This window comes from Mucilaginibacter gotjawali (assembly GCF_002355435.1).
Taxonomy (GTDB): Bacteria; Bacteroidota; Bacteroidia; order Sphingobacteriales; family Sphingobacteriaceae; genus Mucilaginibacter; species Mucilaginibacter gotjawali.
On the sequence record NZ_AP017313.1, the window covers coordinates 70,300 to 87,731 of the forward strand.

At 44.4% G+C, this 17,432-nt stretch carries 17 protein-coding genes and 1 pseudogene; 13 read left to right on the forward strand and 5 right to left on the reverse strand.

Features of this window, described 5'->3' with window-relative positions:
- Window positions 1-69: 69 nt before the first annotated feature.
- From MgSA37_RS00375 to MgSA37_RS00415, 8 genes and pseudogenes are all read left to right on the forward strand, one after another.
- Window positions 70-1,068, forward strand: coding sequence for a quinone oxidoreductase family protein (locus MgSA37_RS00375; RefSeq protein WP_096349304.1), 999 nt, complete (start codon window positions 70-72; stop codon window positions 1,066-1,068).
- A gap of 2 nt (window positions 1,069-1,070) precedes the next feature.
- Complete coding sequence (locus MgSA37_RS00380) at window positions 1,071-2,024, forward strand: alpha/beta fold hydrolase (protein ID WP_096349305.1); 954 nt, start codon at window positions 1,071-1,073, stop codon at window positions 2,022-2,024.
- Window positions 2,025-2,270: 246 nt separating this feature from the next.
- Window positions 2,271-2,810, forward strand: coding sequence for a TetR/AcrR family transcriptional regulator (locus tag MgSA37_RS00385; protein ID WP_096349306.1), 540 nt, complete (start codon window positions 2,271-2,273; stop codon window positions 2,808-2,810).
- Between the two features lie 99 nt (window positions 2,811-2,909).
- Window positions 2,910-3,896, forward strand: coding sequence for an alpha/beta fold hydrolase (locus MgSA37_RS00390; RefSeq protein ID WP_096349307.1), 987 nt, complete (start codon window positions 2,910-2,912; stop codon window positions 3,894-3,896).
- Window positions 3,897-3,935: 39 nt separating this feature from the next.
- A complete protein-coding gene (locus tag MgSA37_RS00395; protein ID WP_096349308.1) occupies window positions 3,936-4,340 on the forward strand; it encodes a hypothetical protein in 405 nt (134 codons plus the stop codon).
- A 27-nt stretch (window positions 4,341-4,367) separates the two neighbouring features.
- Entirely contained in the window at window positions 4,368-5,240 is an 873-nt protein-coding gene (locus MgSA37_RS00400; RefSeq protein WP_096349309.1) for an alpha/beta fold hydrolase, read from the forward strand.
- A gap of 123 nt (window positions 5,241-5,363) precedes the next feature.
- A pseudogene (locus MgSA37_RS00405) lies at window positions 5,364-5,752 on the forward strand (DMT family transporter).
- A gap of 185 nt (window positions 5,753-5,937) precedes the next feature.
- Window positions 5,938-6,603: a haloacid dehalogenase type II gene (locus tag MgSA37_RS00415; protein ID WP_096357168.1), complete on the forward strand. Its 666-nt coding sequence runs from the start codon at window positions 5,938-5,940 to the stop codon at window positions 6,601-6,603.
- A gap of 730 nt (window positions 6,604-7,333) precedes the next feature.
- Here the strand turns inward: MgSA37_RS00415 and MgSA37_RS00420 are convergent.
- The 4 genes from MgSA37_RS00420 to MgSA37_RS00435 all read right to left on the reverse strand — a co-directional run bounded on the left by MgSA37_RS00420 (window position 7,334) and on the right by MgSA37_RS00435 (window position 8,928).
- A complete protein-coding gene (locus MgSA37_RS00420) occupies window positions 7,334-7,648 on the reverse strand; it encodes a hypothetical protein (protein ID WP_096349312.1) in 315 nt (104 codons plus the stop codon).
- Between the two features lie 153 nt (window positions 7,649-7,801).
- Window positions 7,802-8,236 carry a MauE/DoxX family redox-associated membrane protein gene (locus tag MgSA37_RS00425; protein WP_096349313.1) on the reverse strand — a complete coding sequence of 145 codons (435 nt, stop codon included), beginning with the start codon at window positions 8,234-8,236 and terminating at the stop codon, window positions 7,802-7,804.
- A 49-nt stretch (window positions 8,237-8,285) separates the two neighbouring features.
- On the reverse strand, window positions 8,286-8,492 hold the full coding sequence (locus tag MgSA37_RS00430; protein WP_096349314.1) for a DeoR family transcriptional regulator: 207 nt from the start codon (window positions 8,490-8,492) through the stop codon (window positions 8,286-8,288).
- Window positions 8,493-8,598: 106 nt separating this feature from the next.
- A complete protein-coding gene (locus MgSA37_RS00435) occupies window positions 8,599-8,928 on the reverse strand; it encodes a helix-turn-helix domain-containing protein (RefSeq protein ID WP_096349315.1) in 330 nt (109 codons plus the stop codon).
- Between the two features lie 135 nt (window positions 8,929-9,063).
- Between MgSA37_RS00435 and MgSA37_RS28000 the strand changes: the two genes are divergently transcribed.
- A complete protein-coding gene (locus MgSA37_RS28000) occupies window positions 9,064-9,231 on the forward strand; it encodes a hypothetical protein (RefSeq protein ID WP_157750362.1) in 168 nt (55 codons plus the stop codon).
- 31 nt (window positions 9,232-9,262) lie between these two features.
- Here MgSA37_RS28000 and MgSA37_RS00440 read toward each other — a convergent pair whose 3' ends face one another.
- The gene (locus tag MgSA37_RS00440) at window positions 9,263-9,883 is read right to left on the reverse strand and encodes a rhomboid family intramembrane serine protease (RefSeq protein ID WP_096349316.1); all 621 of its coding nucleotides are present in this window, start codon (window positions 9,881-9,883) and stop codon (window positions 9,263-9,265) included.
- A gap of 104 nt (window positions 9,884-9,987) precedes the next feature.
- On the opposite strand from MgSA37_RS00440, the gene MgSA37_RS00445 reads away from it, so the two are divergent.
- The 4 genes from MgSA37_RS00445 to MgSA37_RS00460 all read left to right on the forward strand — a co-directional run bounded on the left by MgSA37_RS00445 (window position 9,988) and on the right by MgSA37_RS00460 (window position 17,089).
- On the forward strand, window positions 9,988-10,629 hold the full coding sequence (locus MgSA37_RS00445) for a hypothetical protein (protein WP_096349317.1): 642 nt from the start codon (window positions 9,988-9,990) through the stop codon (window positions 10,627-10,629).
- Between the two features lie 42 nt (window positions 10,630-10,671).
- Window positions 10,672-12,075, forward strand: coding sequence for a cysteine peptidase family C39 domain-containing protein (locus MgSA37_RS00450; protein ID WP_096349318.1), 1,404 nt, complete (start codon window positions 10,672-10,674; stop codon window positions 12,073-12,075).
- An 83-nt stretch (window positions 12,076-12,158) separates the two neighbouring features.
- A complete protein-coding gene (locus tag MgSA37_RS00455; protein ID WP_096349319.1) occupies window positions 12,159-13,001 on the forward strand; it encodes an RteC domain-containing protein in 843 nt (280 codons plus the stop codon).
- A gap of 77 nt (window positions 13,002-13,078) precedes the next feature.
- Complete coding sequence (locus tag MgSA37_RS00460; RefSeq protein ID WP_096349320.1) at window positions 13,079-17,089, forward strand: DUF3883 domain-containing protein; 4,011 nt, start codon at window positions 13,079-13,081, stop codon at window positions 17,087-17,089.
- Window positions 17,090-17,432: the final 343 nt, after the last annotated feature.

Genomic DNA, 17,432 nt, shown 5'->3' on the forward strand with positions numbered 1-17,432 from the left:
CAATAACTCTAAAATAAATCACATTTGTATAATTATGGAGCAATTGATCCATAATTTAAACTAAAACAAATGAAAGCAGTAGTATTAAATGAAATCGGCGGTGTATTGGAACTCCAGGAAGTTGCAACACCGCGTCCGGGTAAATCCCAGGTGTTGATCAAAGTCGAGTCCTCGGGTGTGAATTTTGCAGAAAGCCAAATGCGGCAGGGGCTTTACCCGGTCATACCGGATACACCGGTAATTTTAGGCGCCGAAGTGGCGGGGGTGGTCGAGCAGGTCGGCGGGGATGCTGATGCGGATTTACTGGGCAAACGTGTCGTAGCAGTGTTGTTTGCAACGGGCGGTCATGGCGGGTATGCGGAATATGCCATCGCGTCAGTTGAAGAGGTGATTCAGATTCCGGATAACGTATCGTATGACGATGCGCTGGCGATTCCGGTGCAGGGGCTAACCGCTTACTTCCTGCTAACAGAGGCTGCAAAAATATCGGGGACTGATGCAGTCCTTATTCATGCGGCTGCCGGCGGGGTCGGTTCCGTCGCCATCCAGCTGGCAAAGATCCTGGGTATTGGAAAGGTATTTGCCGGTGCAAGCAGCGTGTCCAAACTGGAGCTGGCCAGTTCCCTCGGCGCCGATGTAGTGGTTAATTACACCGATCCGGACTGGATGGAGCAAATCCAAACAGAAACGGATGGAAAAGGCCTCAGCGTTATCCTTTCTTCCGGAACAAACGACATCGTTAAACAAAGCTTTAATCTGCTGGCTCCACATGGGCGGTTTGTGGTTTACGGCTCATTGGACATCCTGTCGTCGTCTTTCGGCGCAGATCAGGTGATGCAATTGGTTTTCAAAAACCAGTCAGTGACCGGCTTCTACATCGGGTCTTACACCGCGATACCCGGAAACTTCAAAAGGGCCGCCGACTACCTTTTACACCTGGTATCGAGCGGGGCGTTAAAGATCATCACCAGCAGCCGGTATGAATTGAAAGATGCCCAGCAGGCGCATGAGGACATGGCCAACAGGAAAACAGTCGGTAAGGTAATATTGAAAATAAAGAGTAATTAAGTATGAAAACAAAAATTTCTTCGGTTTTATGCTTTGTGCTGGTTGTTTTCGGTTTTATCGCCAGGGCACAGCGAAGCCAGGCAGGGTATCAAAAAGTTGCGTACAAAACGATCAGGGTAGATGGGTTGGATGTTTTTTACAGAGAAGCCGGGAATCCTGATAAGCCGGCGCTGCTGCTATTGCACGGCTTCCCGTCTTCGTCTTTTATGTACCGTGATCTCATAAATGACCTTTCAGCAAACTACCATTTGATAGCGCCTGATTACCCCGGTTTTGGCTTAAGCAGCCAGCCGCCGGTGTCTGCGTTTGATTACTCATTTGATCACCTGGCGGCTGTGATGGAGGATTTTATCAGCCGGATTAACCTCAAACACTTTAGTTTATACATGCAGGATTATGGCGGGCCCATAGGTTTCCGTATAGCGGCAAAACATCCAGGTTGGATCAGCGCCCTGATCATCCAGAATGCCAATGCCTACCAGGAAGGATTAGGGAACGGCTTCAAAAAGATCATGGCGATGGAAGATGCCGGAGATAAGGCCGGTGTTGAAAACATCCTTAAATCCATCATTTCATTTGAAGGCATCAAGGTGCAGTACACCGGGGGGGCAAATAACCCCGCCCATATCGATCCCGATGCTTATTTAATGGATTATCAATTTATTAAAGGGGAAGAGAATGAGCCCATCCAAAATGCGCTGTTTCAAAACTACCATATCAATTTAACAAAATATCCCGACTGGCAGCAATACCTCCGCCAGCATCAGCCGCCAACGCTGGTCGTATGGGGCAAAAATGATCCGATATTCATCGCCCCCGGTGGATTAGCTTATCAAAAGGACCTGAAAAATGCGGAGGTGCATTTATTGAATGGCGGGCATTTTGCACTGGTGGAGTACCACGCCGAGATCGCAGCTTATATCCGGTCGTTTTTACGCGAAAAGGGCATCAGGTAACAGGTGAGCTTAATAGCATAGCCCGCAACGAAACGTTATTGGCTATGCTTTCATCTAAAGCTCCTGCAGCTCAACAAATTGAAGATAAATGCTGGGCCCATCGCTTAATGAATCGACTTGCCCGCCCGGTCAAAGAGGTGTTCGCGATCTGCTGATTCATTGGACAAACAACACCTGAAAGTCATAGAAAATAAAAAAAACATACAAACCTGTCTGTATATAAAAATTAAATTTTAAATTTGCTCCATGAAAACAAGTGCCGTAAGAAATCAGATCGTCGAAACCGCATCCAGATTGTTTTATAAGCAGGGCTATAATGCGACCGGTATTAACCAGATCATTGAAGAAGCCGGAGTGGCCAAAGCGTCATTATACCAGCATTTCCATTCTAAGGAAGATCTGCTGGTAGAATACCTGACCGTAAAAGGCGCGGAAACCAATGCGGCTTTAAAAGCCGAAGCTGAAAAATTCGAAGCGCCGAAGGAAAAAATACTCGCTGTGTTTGATTTTTTAGCCGAGGTATCGGTGCAGCCGGAGTATTATGGCTGTAATTTCCTGAATATTGTTTCGGAATTGCCGGTCGACAGCGACAGGGTCCGGGGGGTTATACGCAAACAAAAAGATGACGTAAGGGCCATGTTCGCAGATATTCTCAGGCCCGTACATAAGGAAAAACTGGCGGACGAATTGTATATGCTGTTCGATGGTGCATTGATCACCAACAAGGTGCACGGCAATGCCTGGCCAATTCAGACGGCAAAAACGCTGGCCGGAAAGATCTTATAACTAAACATTACAGGACGAGGACAGCCAGTTAATAAGAAAAAAATTTAACACAATTAAAACAGACTTGTCTGTATATATTTTATCACCAAAACAAAAAAAATGAAAACAAAGATCATCGTCGCCTCGCTATTGCTGGGCAGCGCATTTAATTTAAGCCCTGTAGCCTATGCGGCAGCTCACCCGAAACTAGCGGCCCATCAAACACCAAAAGAGAATGCGACAGCAGGCGTTTATTTTAGGACCATAAAGGTGGACGGATTGGACATCTTTTACCGGGAGGCCGGAGATAAAAATAAACCCACCATTTTATTGCTTCACGGATTCCCCTCTTCTTCCCACATGTTCAGGGACCTGATCAGGGACCTTGCCCCTAATTATCATTTGATCGCGCCGGACTATCCCGGTTTTGGACAAAGCAGTGCGCCGGAGCCAACGGCATACAATTATACCTTTGATAACCTGGCTACAACGATAAACCATTTTATCGACGCCCTGGGTTTAAAAAAATTCAGCCTTTACGTGCAGGATTATGGTGGCCCTGTCGGATTCCGCATCGCAAGCGCAAGGCCGGAATTGATTCAGTCGATCATCGTGCAAAATGCTAACGCTTATACCGAAGGACTGGGCGATGCACTGAAGCCATTGGTTGCCTATATTCAAGATCCTGGGGAATCCACCATCGGCCCGGTAAAGGGGTTCTTAAGCATTGAAGGTACTAAATGGCAATATACCGACGGTGCGGAAGATGTGTCGAAAATAGACCCCGACAGCTATATTACCGATCAATATTATTTGAACAGGCCGGGCAACCAGGATATCCAGCTTGCTTTGTTCCGAAACTACGGCACGAATCTGCCCCTGTATCCAACATGGCAGGATTATTTTAAGAAACACCAGCCATTGACCCTGGTTATTTCCGGGGAAAACGACAAGCTTTTTATCGCCGCAGGGGCGATGGCCTATAAAAAAGACCTCCCCAAGGCAGAGATTCATTTATTAAACGGCGGCCACTTTGTGCTGGAAGAAAAACATGCTGAAGCGGCCACCCTGATCAGGTCATTCTTGGTACAAAACAACATCAAATAATTTTATTCTCAATATAAAACAGACTGGTCTGTTTGTGGTATGAACGAAATCATTGCATTTTTCCTGTTAAGGGCCGGGTTGGGCCTTAACATACTGCTTCACGGGCTGGTCAGGCTTAAGAATGGCCGGGTGCTATTCTTAAATGCCTTAGCCCGGGAGTTTGAGGGTTCGGGCTTGCCGCCCCTTACCATAAAAACGGCAGGCCTTGCGCTGCCTTACCTCGAAACAGGCATCGGCCTGCTGCTGGTGTGCGGGTTGGAGACACAGGGTGTGCTGATAGCGGGTTGCCTGTTGATGTTTCTCTTACTTGCGGGTAAAAGCCTGGTTTCTGATTGGGTCACGGTTACCTTTCAAATGATCTATATCCTGGTGTACTGCATCCTATTGTTTTACCTGCAATTCAACCGTATTTCAGCCGACATATTTTTCGCTCTGAAACCTTAATTCCTATAAATATCAAACCATATTAAAATGAAAAAAGCAACAATTTATTACAAAAATGAGATCGTAGACGGTGTCAACATTTTTTACCGGGAGGCCGGGAACAAAGAGAATCCAACTATTTTACTATTGAACGGGTTCCCTTCATCTTCTATCTCCTTCCGGGACCTGATCAATGACCTGGCAGATGACTATCACCTGGTCGCCCCGGATTACCCCGCATTTGGCAATAGCGGCGTACCTTCCCGCGAGGAATATGAATACACCTTCCATAACCTTTCGGTGACGATCGAGAAATTTATCGGCCAGATCGGTTTGAAGCAATTCAGCCTGTACGCTTTTGACTACGGCGGCCCGGTTGGTTTCAGGATCGCCGCCCGCAGGCCCGAGTTGATCCAGTCGCTGATTATCCAGAATGCAAATGCATATATGGAAGGCATCGGCCCCGCGTTCGGATTGGCAATGCCGTTTTTACAAGACCGTAACGCGGAAACAGAGCAACCGATCAGAGGCTTAATGACCCTGGATGGCATCAGGATATTCTACTTTGACGGAGCTGAAGACCCGGAAAAAATAAGCCTGGATGGTCCCATGATTGACTTGTATTACCTGACCAGGCCGGGATTGGTAGATATTCATTTAGACCTGTTGCATAATTATTCCACGAACGTAGCGGAGTACGCGAACTGGCAAAATTATTTCCGGACCCACCTGCCACCCACCTTACTCACCTGGGGTAAAAATGACCAGTTCTTCCCGCTTGCTGCTGCTGAAGCCTACAAGACGGACCTGCCTCACGCCGAACTGTATGTGTATAACACCAGTCATTTTGCACTGGAAGAGTATCACACGGAGATCGCGGAGAATATCAGGGAGTTTTTAACGAGGAATGATATCCGGTAAGTAAGTTAACCCGCGTCCCCTGCTTGTCAAAGACGGATAAGCACGGGACGCTTTAATAATTGATCCATGAATAACGTTTCTTATATATTGGCCACCCTGATGGTCGGCATGTGCCTGCCGCTCATGGCATCCAGTAACGGCGCCTTGGGGAGGACGCTCGGCAGCCCGTACCTGGCGACTTTATGCGCCTTTTTAATCGCGGCGCTTTTAGTAGGCCTGCTCATAGCCGTTACCCGTACACCCCTGCCGGTCAACGGGCAACTGTTAAAAACAAATTGGGTAATGTGGCTTGGCGGTGTGATCATCGCCATGAACATCTTAACGTTCAGTATCGTGCCCCAAAAGATCGGTGTCGGGAATACCATTATCTTTTTATCGCCGGACAGATCATCTCTTCAGTACTTATAGAGCATTATGGCTGGCTGCATTACGCGGCGCACCCGGTAAACTGGGTGAGGGTTGCCGGGATCATGCTTTTGGTTACCGGGGTAATATTGATCAAAAAGTTTTAAGCCGGGCAAAATTTAACCCGCAAAATAATTTCATCAACATGACTAAAAAGGAGTTCATATCAGAAAAAAAACACACGAATGTGTTCTCCCGGAGGGGTTTTATCACGACAACCGTGGCCGGGTTGATAGCCGCGCAAATTCCCTTAACAGCGGGAGCCTCGGGGAAGGGACCAAGATCAAATGGCATGAAGAAAGCTGTTTTATTTGATGGCTTTGTCATTTTTAACCCCGCACCGGTATTCGCACTTGCCTCTGAATTGTTGGGGGCCAAAAGCGACGAATTAGTAGCCCTTTGGCGAACCAGGCAATTTGAATATTCATGGCTATTGACCGCAGCCGGGCAGTACAGGGATTTCTGGCAAGTGACAGAAGATGCCCTCACCTATGCAGCGGCAAAAACAGGCATCGTTATCCCCGCTGGGTACAAAGCCCGGTTAATGAACGCCTATTTAAATCTTGACATCTGGCCCGATGTCGTTCCAGGGTTGGAAACCCTTAAAAACATGAATATCAGCTTGTCTTTTCTATCCAACTTTACGGTTGACATGCTTCAGTCTTCCTTAAAGAAGAATAATATCGGCCAATATTTCGACCATCTGCTCAGCACCGATGAAGTGCGTGCTTTTAAGCCAGGTCCGGCAGCCTATCAAATGGGAACCAGGACTTTAAAGCTGCCGAAAAACGAGATCGTTTTTGCGGCATTCGGCGGCTGGGATGCCTGCGGTGCCAAATTTTTTGGCTACCCGACATTCTGGGTAAACCGCGGCGATAGCACGGCCGAGGAGCTGGGGGTATCCGCGGACGGAGTTGGCCGGTCATTGCCGGACCTGATCGCTTATATAAAAAAGTAGTCAGTCCGGCATGCCCTTTAGCGAAATGTAAATGACCTGTACAGCGGCGGCCAATCCGACGGTTTTTGAAAACCGGCTTCCTCCCGGCTGAGCGATCCAGACAGCCTGGGGGCATACAATACAAAAGCAGGCCTGCATTACCTCAAATAAAATAAGGGCCTGCTATTTTCAGGAACTGGATAGTATGGCTGAGCAACTGATACATTTAATCTGATCATGCCTTCTTGTACTAATGCAGCGAACCGGGCTTTCTTTCCCATCACAAAATGCTTAATACTTTCAGGTATCCTGTATTATAGCTGTTTCAATTTGCACTTGAAACAGCTACCATATGCTTGCTGCTATAAAAAAATGATGTAAGGCTTATCGTGTGATAGTAATGTCTCCATTGTGGTTCAATAAACTCACATTCTCCTGTGAATTACCCGTTTAATTGTTTTTTAATTTATTCGCCTTGCTCTGTTTTTCTGCTTGTTCAAAGGAGTTCAGATCACTTATCGCCCGGTTAAGGTTTCCGGAATATCCACCAATGCCGCGAAATAACAACAACTCAACTTATCTGCTAAATAACGATTATGCAATCATCAAAGCAGGCTTGCGGACTATTTAATAATTAAGTGTTTTAAAAAATTGATGAAAAATAAAAAGCACCTACATCGGACGTGATGTAGGTGCTTGATGATTGGTGTCCCTGAGGTTGGGTTTGAACCAACGATACGTTGATGATCAGTTAGTTTTGTTCCTGAGACTGCTGAGCAGGCATCTGATGGTTGTCCTTCAGTTGGTTTGATCCGTTTACCTGACTTGCAAGGAAGCCGGAAACACACTGGTTGGTTGTACCGGAACATCCGCTTTCTGTCGGCGGCGTGGTGCTGTCCTGAATATATGTTGCGTCCGCCTGCGGAACCTGGGCGCCAACAGCAACACCATCGGTAATTAAAAACCACTTGTAACTGGTGAAGTTATTCACTTTTTTAGGAGCAGTGAATGCGCTCGCACTTACAGCGATAATGATCGCCAATAACCCTATGAGTTTTGTTTTCATGTTGTTGACGGCTTTTTAAATCAAAAAACCATCAGAAAAACTTTAGTGTAAATGTAAATTGAAATTTTATGCCTACTCTGTTGCCCGGTTTTTGGCTCACCCCGTGCTTCAGGTAACGCTATATGCGTTTTCAGAAGCGGTTTATGCTTCTTTCTATTGATCTTTGCCCCTCCTTTCTCCATGAACTATATATATCCCGAAAACAGTTAACAGCAAGAAGAAGATGTTGAAAACGAAGTGCACATTCCAGCTCATATGGGATAAAATACCGCCGCATGAACAGGGAACCTTACCGAATACCCCGGATATACCCAGGCCTATATAGATCGTAAAGGCAAGCAGCATGACGAACGAAAGGTAAAATCCTGTTCGTAGCGTAGTTTCGAACAGCAGCAATCCGGCCGTTAAAAATTCCGCAGGGGGCAGCAAATAGGGCATTGAGTTTTTCAGGAAAGGGAACAATGCCTGTTTACTCATTTGCGCCCGGAACATCCCGAACTCCATTAACTTACTCGAGGCAGCATATACCCATAACAGGATCAGTAAAAAGCAAATAGCAGGAAGTAAATATTTTTTTAACTTTTTCATATCTGTGAGGGTTAATTCAAAGGTATAATGCCCCCAATGACAGAAAATGTCACTCAACTTTTTTGATGAAATATTTCTTTTCGAGGCGGTCATACTGAATGTTATGACCTCTTTCCCTCAGATGATTCAGCATCCGCTTAACCGTGCGGGTACTGCAGCTAAATCGCTTCGCCGCTGCTTCCACAGAACGGAAACGGCTTTTGGTGATCAACTCCAAAATATAGTCCAGCCGCTTCTCGTACGATCTGTAATCCATGATAACCTGATTTTAGATTTCGGTTCTATGAGTTAAAAATCAGATTAATAGCGGATTAATATTACAACCGTGGATTGTAATTTAATTTAAAAAGATGTTTAAAATGTCACTGTGGGGAAGTATGAGAATGTTCGCTTTGCGAAAGTCCATTCTTGCTTTTCCTTATGGAACTCCAGAATTTACGAAGTTTATTCAGCGTCTTATAAACGAATTCCTGAGCCAGCGCCGAGCCATATTTTGGCTTTGGCATAAATATGTAAGGTGAAACTTCCAGAATTTCTGCAATCGCAAAGATCCGGCGAACAGTAAGGTCAGTTTGTCCGAGTTCTATCTTTGAATAGGCGGCCTGCGAAATATCGAGATCGAAAGCCATATTCTCCTGACTGAGCCTTTTCTCCAGCCTTTTCAACCGTATTTTCTCTCCAATATTATCCATTAACAAAAATGAAAGATGAATTATCCTATAAGCAAATATAGTAATTTACAACTAAGGGTTATAGCATCCGGACTGCTCACTTATGACCTTTAACTCAATTTCCGATATTGGAAAGAGGCATTAAAATTTATCATTATGATAGACTTACCAGACCACCACTCAGATGAATTAAGAGGCGGCGTAAGCGCCTGTGCCACCAGTATTGTGCTGTCCACCTCAATCGGCGGACTTTTCGGAGGCATAGGTGCTGCAATAGGTTTTATCGGCGCAGCTGCAGGCCCGGCCTGTCTTGCCATCTTTTAACCCAATACCGGGGGAACACATCCCCCGGTATTTAAAACAGAATTGCCGGGCAAACAATCAAAACCGCCAGTATTCCGCCAAGTGCCCCATACAAATGAATCTCATGGTTAACCATCTCATTTCCCTTCTTCCACCGGTAATAGCTTAACAGCACGATATAGATCAGTCCCGTAAATATATTCCTTATACCTCCGATAAACGCAAAACTTAAGGCTGTTCCATAAGGATCCAGGATCATAAATGCGAACAGGCAGCCCATCACGCTTCCCGAGCAACCCGCGCTGGAATAATCAAACCTGTTCCGGTGAATTACGGTATAAAATACATTACCTGCCAATTCACTTATCACGAAGATCTGCAGCATGTGCCAGCCTCCATTCCTCATGCGCTTTTCTAATGTTACTTCAAGATTGGCACCAAAGATATAAAGCGATACCTCATTAAATACAAGGTGTACTAAGTCGTTATGCACCAGATCAGTTGTGAACAGGCGGTAATATTGCCGCTGCCGGATGACGCTGTAAGGGTGAAGTAAAAGTGCTGCAAATATTCCCTTGTTGTAGATAGCAGCCAGGCTGACCAGTGCTATGATCAGCATCAGGCAATATGTTACCGGGGCTTCAGATTCTGACAGATGGATAAGGCCGATCATAGGCAATATTATGTTATAAGCAAACACTTTAACTACTAATTTACAACTAACAGTTATTGTTTATTGCACTGTGCAGGCAGAAATTTACTCAAAATTACATAAATATGAAATTATTGTTAAAAAATGGTACACTAAACCTGCTTGTTTTGATCCTTTTGACTTTCGTCTTGATTAATATTACGAACCGCTATATACTTACTCCTGGGTTCTACTCGAACAGTGGCGATCCGCTTTCAGGCATTCCCGGACAGGAGGTAAGCATCTATGAAAACCTTCAGCGCTGGATATATATTTCGTCAGCGGCTTACCTGATCGGAAAATTGGCCACCATTTCCCTGGTGCTTTATACCGCATTATACCTGGCTGATCAGCAGGTCAATTACAAAGACATCTTTAACGTCGTTGTTCTGGCAGAATTTGTATTCCTGATTCCGGCAGTAATTAAAATAACCAGCTTCTATTATGTATTTCCTCACGGAACGCTGGAGGACTGGCGCCAGTATTACATTCTTTCAGCTTTGAGTTTATTTAAAGATGCCCCTGCAGACTGGAATTACGCGCTCCAGACCGTCAATCTATTTGAGATCGGTTATTGGTTCCTGCTGGCCCTTGGAATTTACAGACTAAGCGGTTTAAACTATGACAGATCGCTGCAAGTAGTGGTAACCGCCTATTTGCCTGCTTTATTTATCTGGGTCGCATCGGTAACTTTCTGTACGCTCATGCTGTTTCCCGCTTCAGGCTGATCAACTGCCCGCTCCTTAACTTAACACATCTAATCTGCTTTTATGAAAAATTTGAATTCAATCAGAAACACTTTTGTCCGGCAGTCCGCACAAAGTGACTGCGGACTGGCTTGCCTCGCAATGGTTTTAATCTATTCCGGCAGGAAGAACGATGCTGCGTCGCTCCTTATGGAATCCCGTGTACCGGAAAACGGTTTGTCGCTTTTGGAAATGCGAAGACTGGCTGAAAGGTTCGGCCTCACTGCGCGCTGCGTGTCAATGGACGTGGCAACGCTCCGCCGCACTTCATGCCCGTCGATACTTCATATCATAGATGAAACCGGAGACCCTCATTTTATGGTTTGTTACGGGGGCTTAAAAAAAGGTCGCAGCTGGCAGTATTTTGTTGCAGACCCAGCCAGAAAAATGCACTTCATCAGCGAGGATGACCTTACTGCCGCCTGGAAAAGCAATGCAGCCCTGTACTTTGAGGACATTTTGTTTAAGGGCCTCCCATGCCGTGAACGGGCATGGATGCCGCTGTTAACGATCAGGTCTTTCCCCAAAGGTCTTTGGTTTAGTATCCCTTTTTTAAACGTGTGCATCACGTTGCTGGGAATTGCTTTATCCTGGGTTCTGCAGCGCGGGATCGAAGACTCACTCACCGGGAAAAAGCAAAGCCTGGTAATTGCTGTTCTGCTGCTCCTGTTGATCATTACGATCTTTAAAAGCATGATTGCTTACATCAAACAACGGGTACTCATCAAATTAAATAATGCCGTTAATGAACAGTACCTGACTTCGTATATCCGGAAGATAGTTTACAAACAGGATTTGCCGCAGGCAGGGGTAAATAACCGAACGCTTAAAATCCATCTTACAGATATACAAAAGATTCAGAATGCTGTATCGGGATTTGCATCTGTCATGCTCTCTGAGGGTGTTTTGATATTGCTTGTGCTTTCCGGCGTAATTTATACTGAGCCGGTCGCCGGTCTGATCAACGCCGGGTACCTGATCGCCATGCTGATCGTTGCAGCAAAAAACTCCCCTGAAATTGCTTATCAGACCGCCTGTTTGAATGAAATGTCGGGACGTGCAGAAAACCAGTTATCTGATGAGCTTAAAGGCTTGTTCGGAAAGATGAACCCGGAAAGCCGCCTCATGCACCATCACCGGAATCATCATCAATATCTGTCAAGCGCCCGCCAGGTTGCAACAAGGATCAGTCGTTATAATTTATTCTATGAATGTACAGGAGCCCTGAATGTCCTTATTGTCTTCTCTGTCTGTATTTTTAAAATGGAAAAAATGGAGATGTCATACGGAATACTGATGATACTGGTAATTTCCAGTTATTTCATTGCTGTACTGATCCAAAAAATATGCAATGCGATTGTCGTAATTACCGAGGGTGCTGATGCATCAAGGCAATTCAGTCTGAATTGCACTCAGAAACAGCACTAACTATCTTCATTTAACAGCGATCAATACCAGGCACTGGAATAATGCCCTGAACAGAATTCTTTTATCTTTTTTAACGTCTATCTATGAACCAGCATATTGAAAAATTAAGGTCTGCCCTTTTTAGTGAACTCTTTGAAATTAATGAAACCGAAAATCCGCTTGAAAAACTTTTCAGCGTATCAAAATTGATTGAAAGCAAACTCCATGAACTGAACCAGTTTCTGACCACTTTTAAATTTCCGGATGAGGACGAGGAGATATTATTCTTTAAGATCACCAAACCTGAAATGGTGGCACTCAGAATTGAAGAGGTAATGCGCTATAGCCTGCAGGTCAACAAGCCTATCGGAACAAATGAAGTACAGCTGAAATATTTTGAAGACGAACTGAAAGCCCTTCAAAGCTTCTTCCGGATGAACTCATTTCATTACCAGTACTACCGCACAGGTGTAAATGATCTGGACAGAATTTACTTCCTTCGCAATGCCGCACCCCTGTCAATGCCTTTAGCGGATGTTAATGAAAGTGACTGGTCTGTTTCTACGCCGGTAAGTCTGCTCTTTGCCAAATTTATCGCCTATGAACACATCCAGTATTTTATACTGGAACAGATCACGCCGCTAAAATACCCCGAATTGAGCCTGAAAGCTAAAAACGGCGTTCAGGTTGCCGAAATGAAATGGACGGGGGATTCTATAAATATCGTTGAGCTTGCCTACGGGATCTGGCTCACCGGGCAGCTCAATAACGGGAATGCGAGCCTGAACCAGATCGTCCGATGGCTGGAAGCTCATCTGCATGTCAGCATCGGGGTGATCCAGCGGCGCTTCATAGAGATTGAAAGGCGCAAACGCCTTAGCCCGACAAAGTATATTGATCAGATGAAAGAGAAGATCAAGCAAAAGATCGATAGCGGAAATTCCTAATCAACACCTATTCTATTGTGATTTGATAAACTTTAAATGCTATTTTCGAAAGCTGATACTTAATCTTATTACAACCAATGCCAATTGACCTTAAGCAGATAACCGAAGATATTTTTACCGAGAATGCCAGACGAAGCCCTGATGGTTTGACATCCGACCGATACGTCCAAAACCATTTTGTGAGTTCCTATAAATCGAGGTTCTTTTTAGAGCTTCTCCAGAATGCCCGCGATGCAATTGTTATGGGCATGGTTAAAAAAGGCAGGATTAAAGCCTGGCTTGAAGGCGATACCCTTTTTTTTGCTAATAACGGGATGGATTTTAATAAAGAAGGTGTAAGAAGCATTTGCTTTCCAGCAATCAGCACAAAAACGGATAGGGGAATGATCGGGCATAAAGGGATCGGATTTAATTCCATCCTTGAGATTACTGACCAGCCAGCTATTATGACCAACTCAGGTACTTTTTATTTCAGTACCGGAGAAACTGCGGAACTGATTGGGCAGCCCGTTGATATATTGCCGCTTTTCCAGTTCCCTTTATATTCCGCAGTTACCGTAGAGCAGGCATATCCTGATCTATTTATACAAGGGTACACCACCATTATTAAATTAAAGCTCAATAAGAAGATCACGGGACAAGAGGCGCTTAAACAAGCTTTGCAGATCACCGGGCAGGATATTGTCTTTTTATCCGCCATTACCAGCATGGAGATAGGTGAAAATAAAAAAGAGATCGTAGCGCTTACCCCGAGGATCGTACTTGAAGAAAATGCAAAACCTTCTTACTACAAGCCTTATGAATATCATTTCTGTTTATCATCCGAAATAATCGGCTCATTTGATGAGGATGAGCAGACGCAGTTCAAAACGGATAACAAGGCGGAATGCAAATTCCTTTTGCAGACTGATGTATCCGGAAAATTCATGCCGGCTGCACAGAGTAAGTTGTACCTTTTTTATGCGCTTGACCCCATTACCGGTTTTTCATTTAGTATTCATAGCTTTTTTTCGGCAACGATTGACCGTAAGGGGCTGTCCGGCCAAAGCAAACTGAATGCCGCGCTGTTCGATCAGATTGCCGAGTATTATACCGGTGACTTTTTAGCTGCTGTTAAAACCGATTTTTCGGCTGATGTGCTGTCGGTATTGGCGTATAAACGGGAACTCAATAATAACCTGGAACCCTTTTACAATGCACTGAAAATTCGCTGGGCAGGCAAACAATTTATCTATAATGCAGCCGCAAAGCGCTTTCTCGCTCCATCGGAGGTGTTGCTGGTCACCAAAAAGGAAAGCGACCTCTTTGACGATGATATTTTGGGAGATAAATATCTGCTGTATATGCCTGACACCCGGATACAGGACTGGCTGATCAAAGAATGCGGTACGACCCAGCTTGCAAAAGATTTTATTGTCAGAAATATAGAAGCTAAATGCGAATCCCGTATTAATGACCCCAAGTTTTTTGAGCGCCTTTATGAACAGAATACCGTATGGCTATTCGACCTTTCCGCAAAGAAAATACTGCTGACCCAAAATGGAAAACTGGTAGCCGGAAACGAGACTGTTATTTATTACCAGCGTAAATTAGAATTCTATACCCCTGCTGTGCTGGATGATCGTTTAAGTTTTCTTCACCAGGGAATAAAGGTAGAAGGCCTGCGGGACAATCACCGGAGCCAGTTAGGTTTAAATGAGTACAGTGAAGAAAGCCTCATGAGCGCGGCAATCAGTTTATTTAAAGAAATGACCGACCTCAAGAACGAGGATCAGCACAAGATAGCGGTCGCGCTCATTGGATTCTTAAAAGGCTTGGGAATCAGTAAAACTGAATCCATCGCCAGGATGAGTGACGATCTTTGGTTCCCAGTGATGCATAAGGCTACTCAGAGGAAAGACTGGAAGAATCTTTTACAGTCACCGGTTTACTTTGAAAACTTTGAACTTCATGAGGCTTATGCAGGTGATTATTATTTTATAGATATGGAAGCCCTTATTCAGGGAGATGATTTTTCCAGATGGGATTCGTTTTTAACGGATCTTGGCGTATGGAAGGTCCCTGCGGTTTATATCCAAAAAGGCAGGAAAGCTATTGATGAAAATAATTCCACTTTTATAAACAACGACCGCCAGTTCCATCGGCCCCAAAATGACATTACGGTTGCCTATAGTCGGAGTATCATCCATACTTGGCCAGTTTATCATGGATTTATTACAAGTACGTTGATTGCCGATATGACACTCAGGGTGGATGGAGAGCGTTATACCGACGAAAAAACAAAGATTGCCAGGTCAGGGGCCGTTAACTATTTAAAAAATCACAGCTGGATTCCGGTATCCTACAAGGATAAGGTTTCGCTGAAACAACCACATCAGGTGGTTGCAATGTCACAAAGCGATTATGTCAAAGTACACAACCAGCCTATCCTCGAATACCTGCATGTTATACTGCTCGACCAGTTCACAGACAGCCAGTTCCTTACAGATTTTGATATTTTTCATTTTTCGGTTAACAGCCCGGAAAGCTATCGGAAGCTATTTCGGATGGTGCTGGAAAGCTATCCTGATCCTGAAAAAAATACAGATAAAAACGGTTTCGAAAAATTCTTTAACCGCTTGCTCACTTATCTGCATGACTGTCTGAACGTATTAGGTGCGAGGGAAACTGATGTTCGCTTATTTGAGCAGGAACAGTTTTTAACTAAGTCTTTGATTGACCAGACTTTTCAGTGGACTAAGGGTATTAATGCGATCCATATTGACCAGAAGGCATTCCTGGATAAAGTAACGGATGCCGGGCTGATCGAAAAGGTTACCAATCCCTTCGTCTTTACGAAAAGGGACAGGAATGAGTGGGGTAAATATGCGGCTAAGATCGGGCGGTCAATTTCCAAGATCATCAAAACAAAAATTGCTTCAACAGGCGAACCTTCAGGGTTGTCTGAATGCGTGAAAAACCCGGAAGTAATGCTGGCATTTGTGGAAGATGATCAGGACAAAAACTTTTCCGACGAGGAACTGGAATCATTTCGTAATAAAAACCTAATCATCCATAAGGCAATGAAACTGGAAGTCGATATTGAAGGCGACAAGTATAGCCTGGAGCAGCCATTTTTTGTTGAAGGCGAAAAAGAGAAAAGCGTTTTACATATCGATGAGGGCTTGCTGATCTACGCCACCAAAGATTTCAGCAGGGCCCTGGCTGAATATTTTGAATACCTGACGGATCTGGATATGAAAAGACTTGACCTGATCATAAACGATATTCAATTGCTGAACAGTAAAGAAGAAAAATATGAATATGCTGTTTCCAGGGATATTGACCATAATAGACTGGAGGAAATAGGGCATCTTTTTGAACAGGGAATAACTATTGAAATGCCAGCGGATGAGTCAGCTGTTTTAGTAGATAAAATAAAGGCAGGTACCGCGCCTGCTGTAACTGTAACTACTAAATTAATACAGGAGCAGGTTGAAGTAAAAGAGATTACCATAAGTAACGGTTTTGAGAATTACCTGGAAGTACTTGATAATGCTGTCAATAGTCCTGTATTGCCATTTACAGTTGCCGCAGATATACAGTCGTCGGGAACTTCCAGTCTGCCCAAACCATCAACGGCCATCAACTATACGCCCCGAACAGAACTATCGGACCAGTCGAAAAAGGATCTCGGCTTTTTAGCGGAATATTTTGTTTTCAAAAAGCTCACCATTAAACAGCCTAGCCTTTATGAGCAGCTTCATTTAGAACCAGAACAGGAAATTGACCTTAACTGGTACAATTTGCCTCGTCTTAAAAATTCTGCCCTGGCTGATGGGAGTATCGGGAAAGGTTGTGATATGGAAATTAGGGATGCGGGTATTTTTATTGAAGTTAAGGGAATGGCCGGATTGTCGGACCTCTTTACCATTACCAATAATGAGTTTAAGAAGATGAAAGAGGCCGGTGATAATTACTACCTCATTGTGGTTAAAAATGTATATCAGGAGCAGCGTATAGTCACAATTGTCGTTAGAAACCCTTACCGCGAAATTGTATTGGGGAATCTGAGGTTCATTAAAGGGGAAATGACAGCACCTTATTAAATACTAATCATCAGCTTATTATTGACTAACCTATAAACTGGTTATTGAGCCGTTCCCGGTTATAGGAGCGGCTTTTTTGCGGAACAACTTTTAACCACGTTACCCCGCCTGTTTTTTATTTGAGGTCATTTTATATTCAAAACCCGATTTAAATTCCTTTTGCTCGAACAGGATAAATGCTCCTGTGAACTTATTTAAATCAATATCCTCTCCAAAATTTATTTTTCGGTAGTACCGAAAAGCTTGTCAATTACCCTCTCCACGAAATCTCACTTTTGATCCCGTCAGGCGGCATTGCTTTCAAAGCCCTGCCGCTTAAAGGAATTACAGATTCCAACGCTCT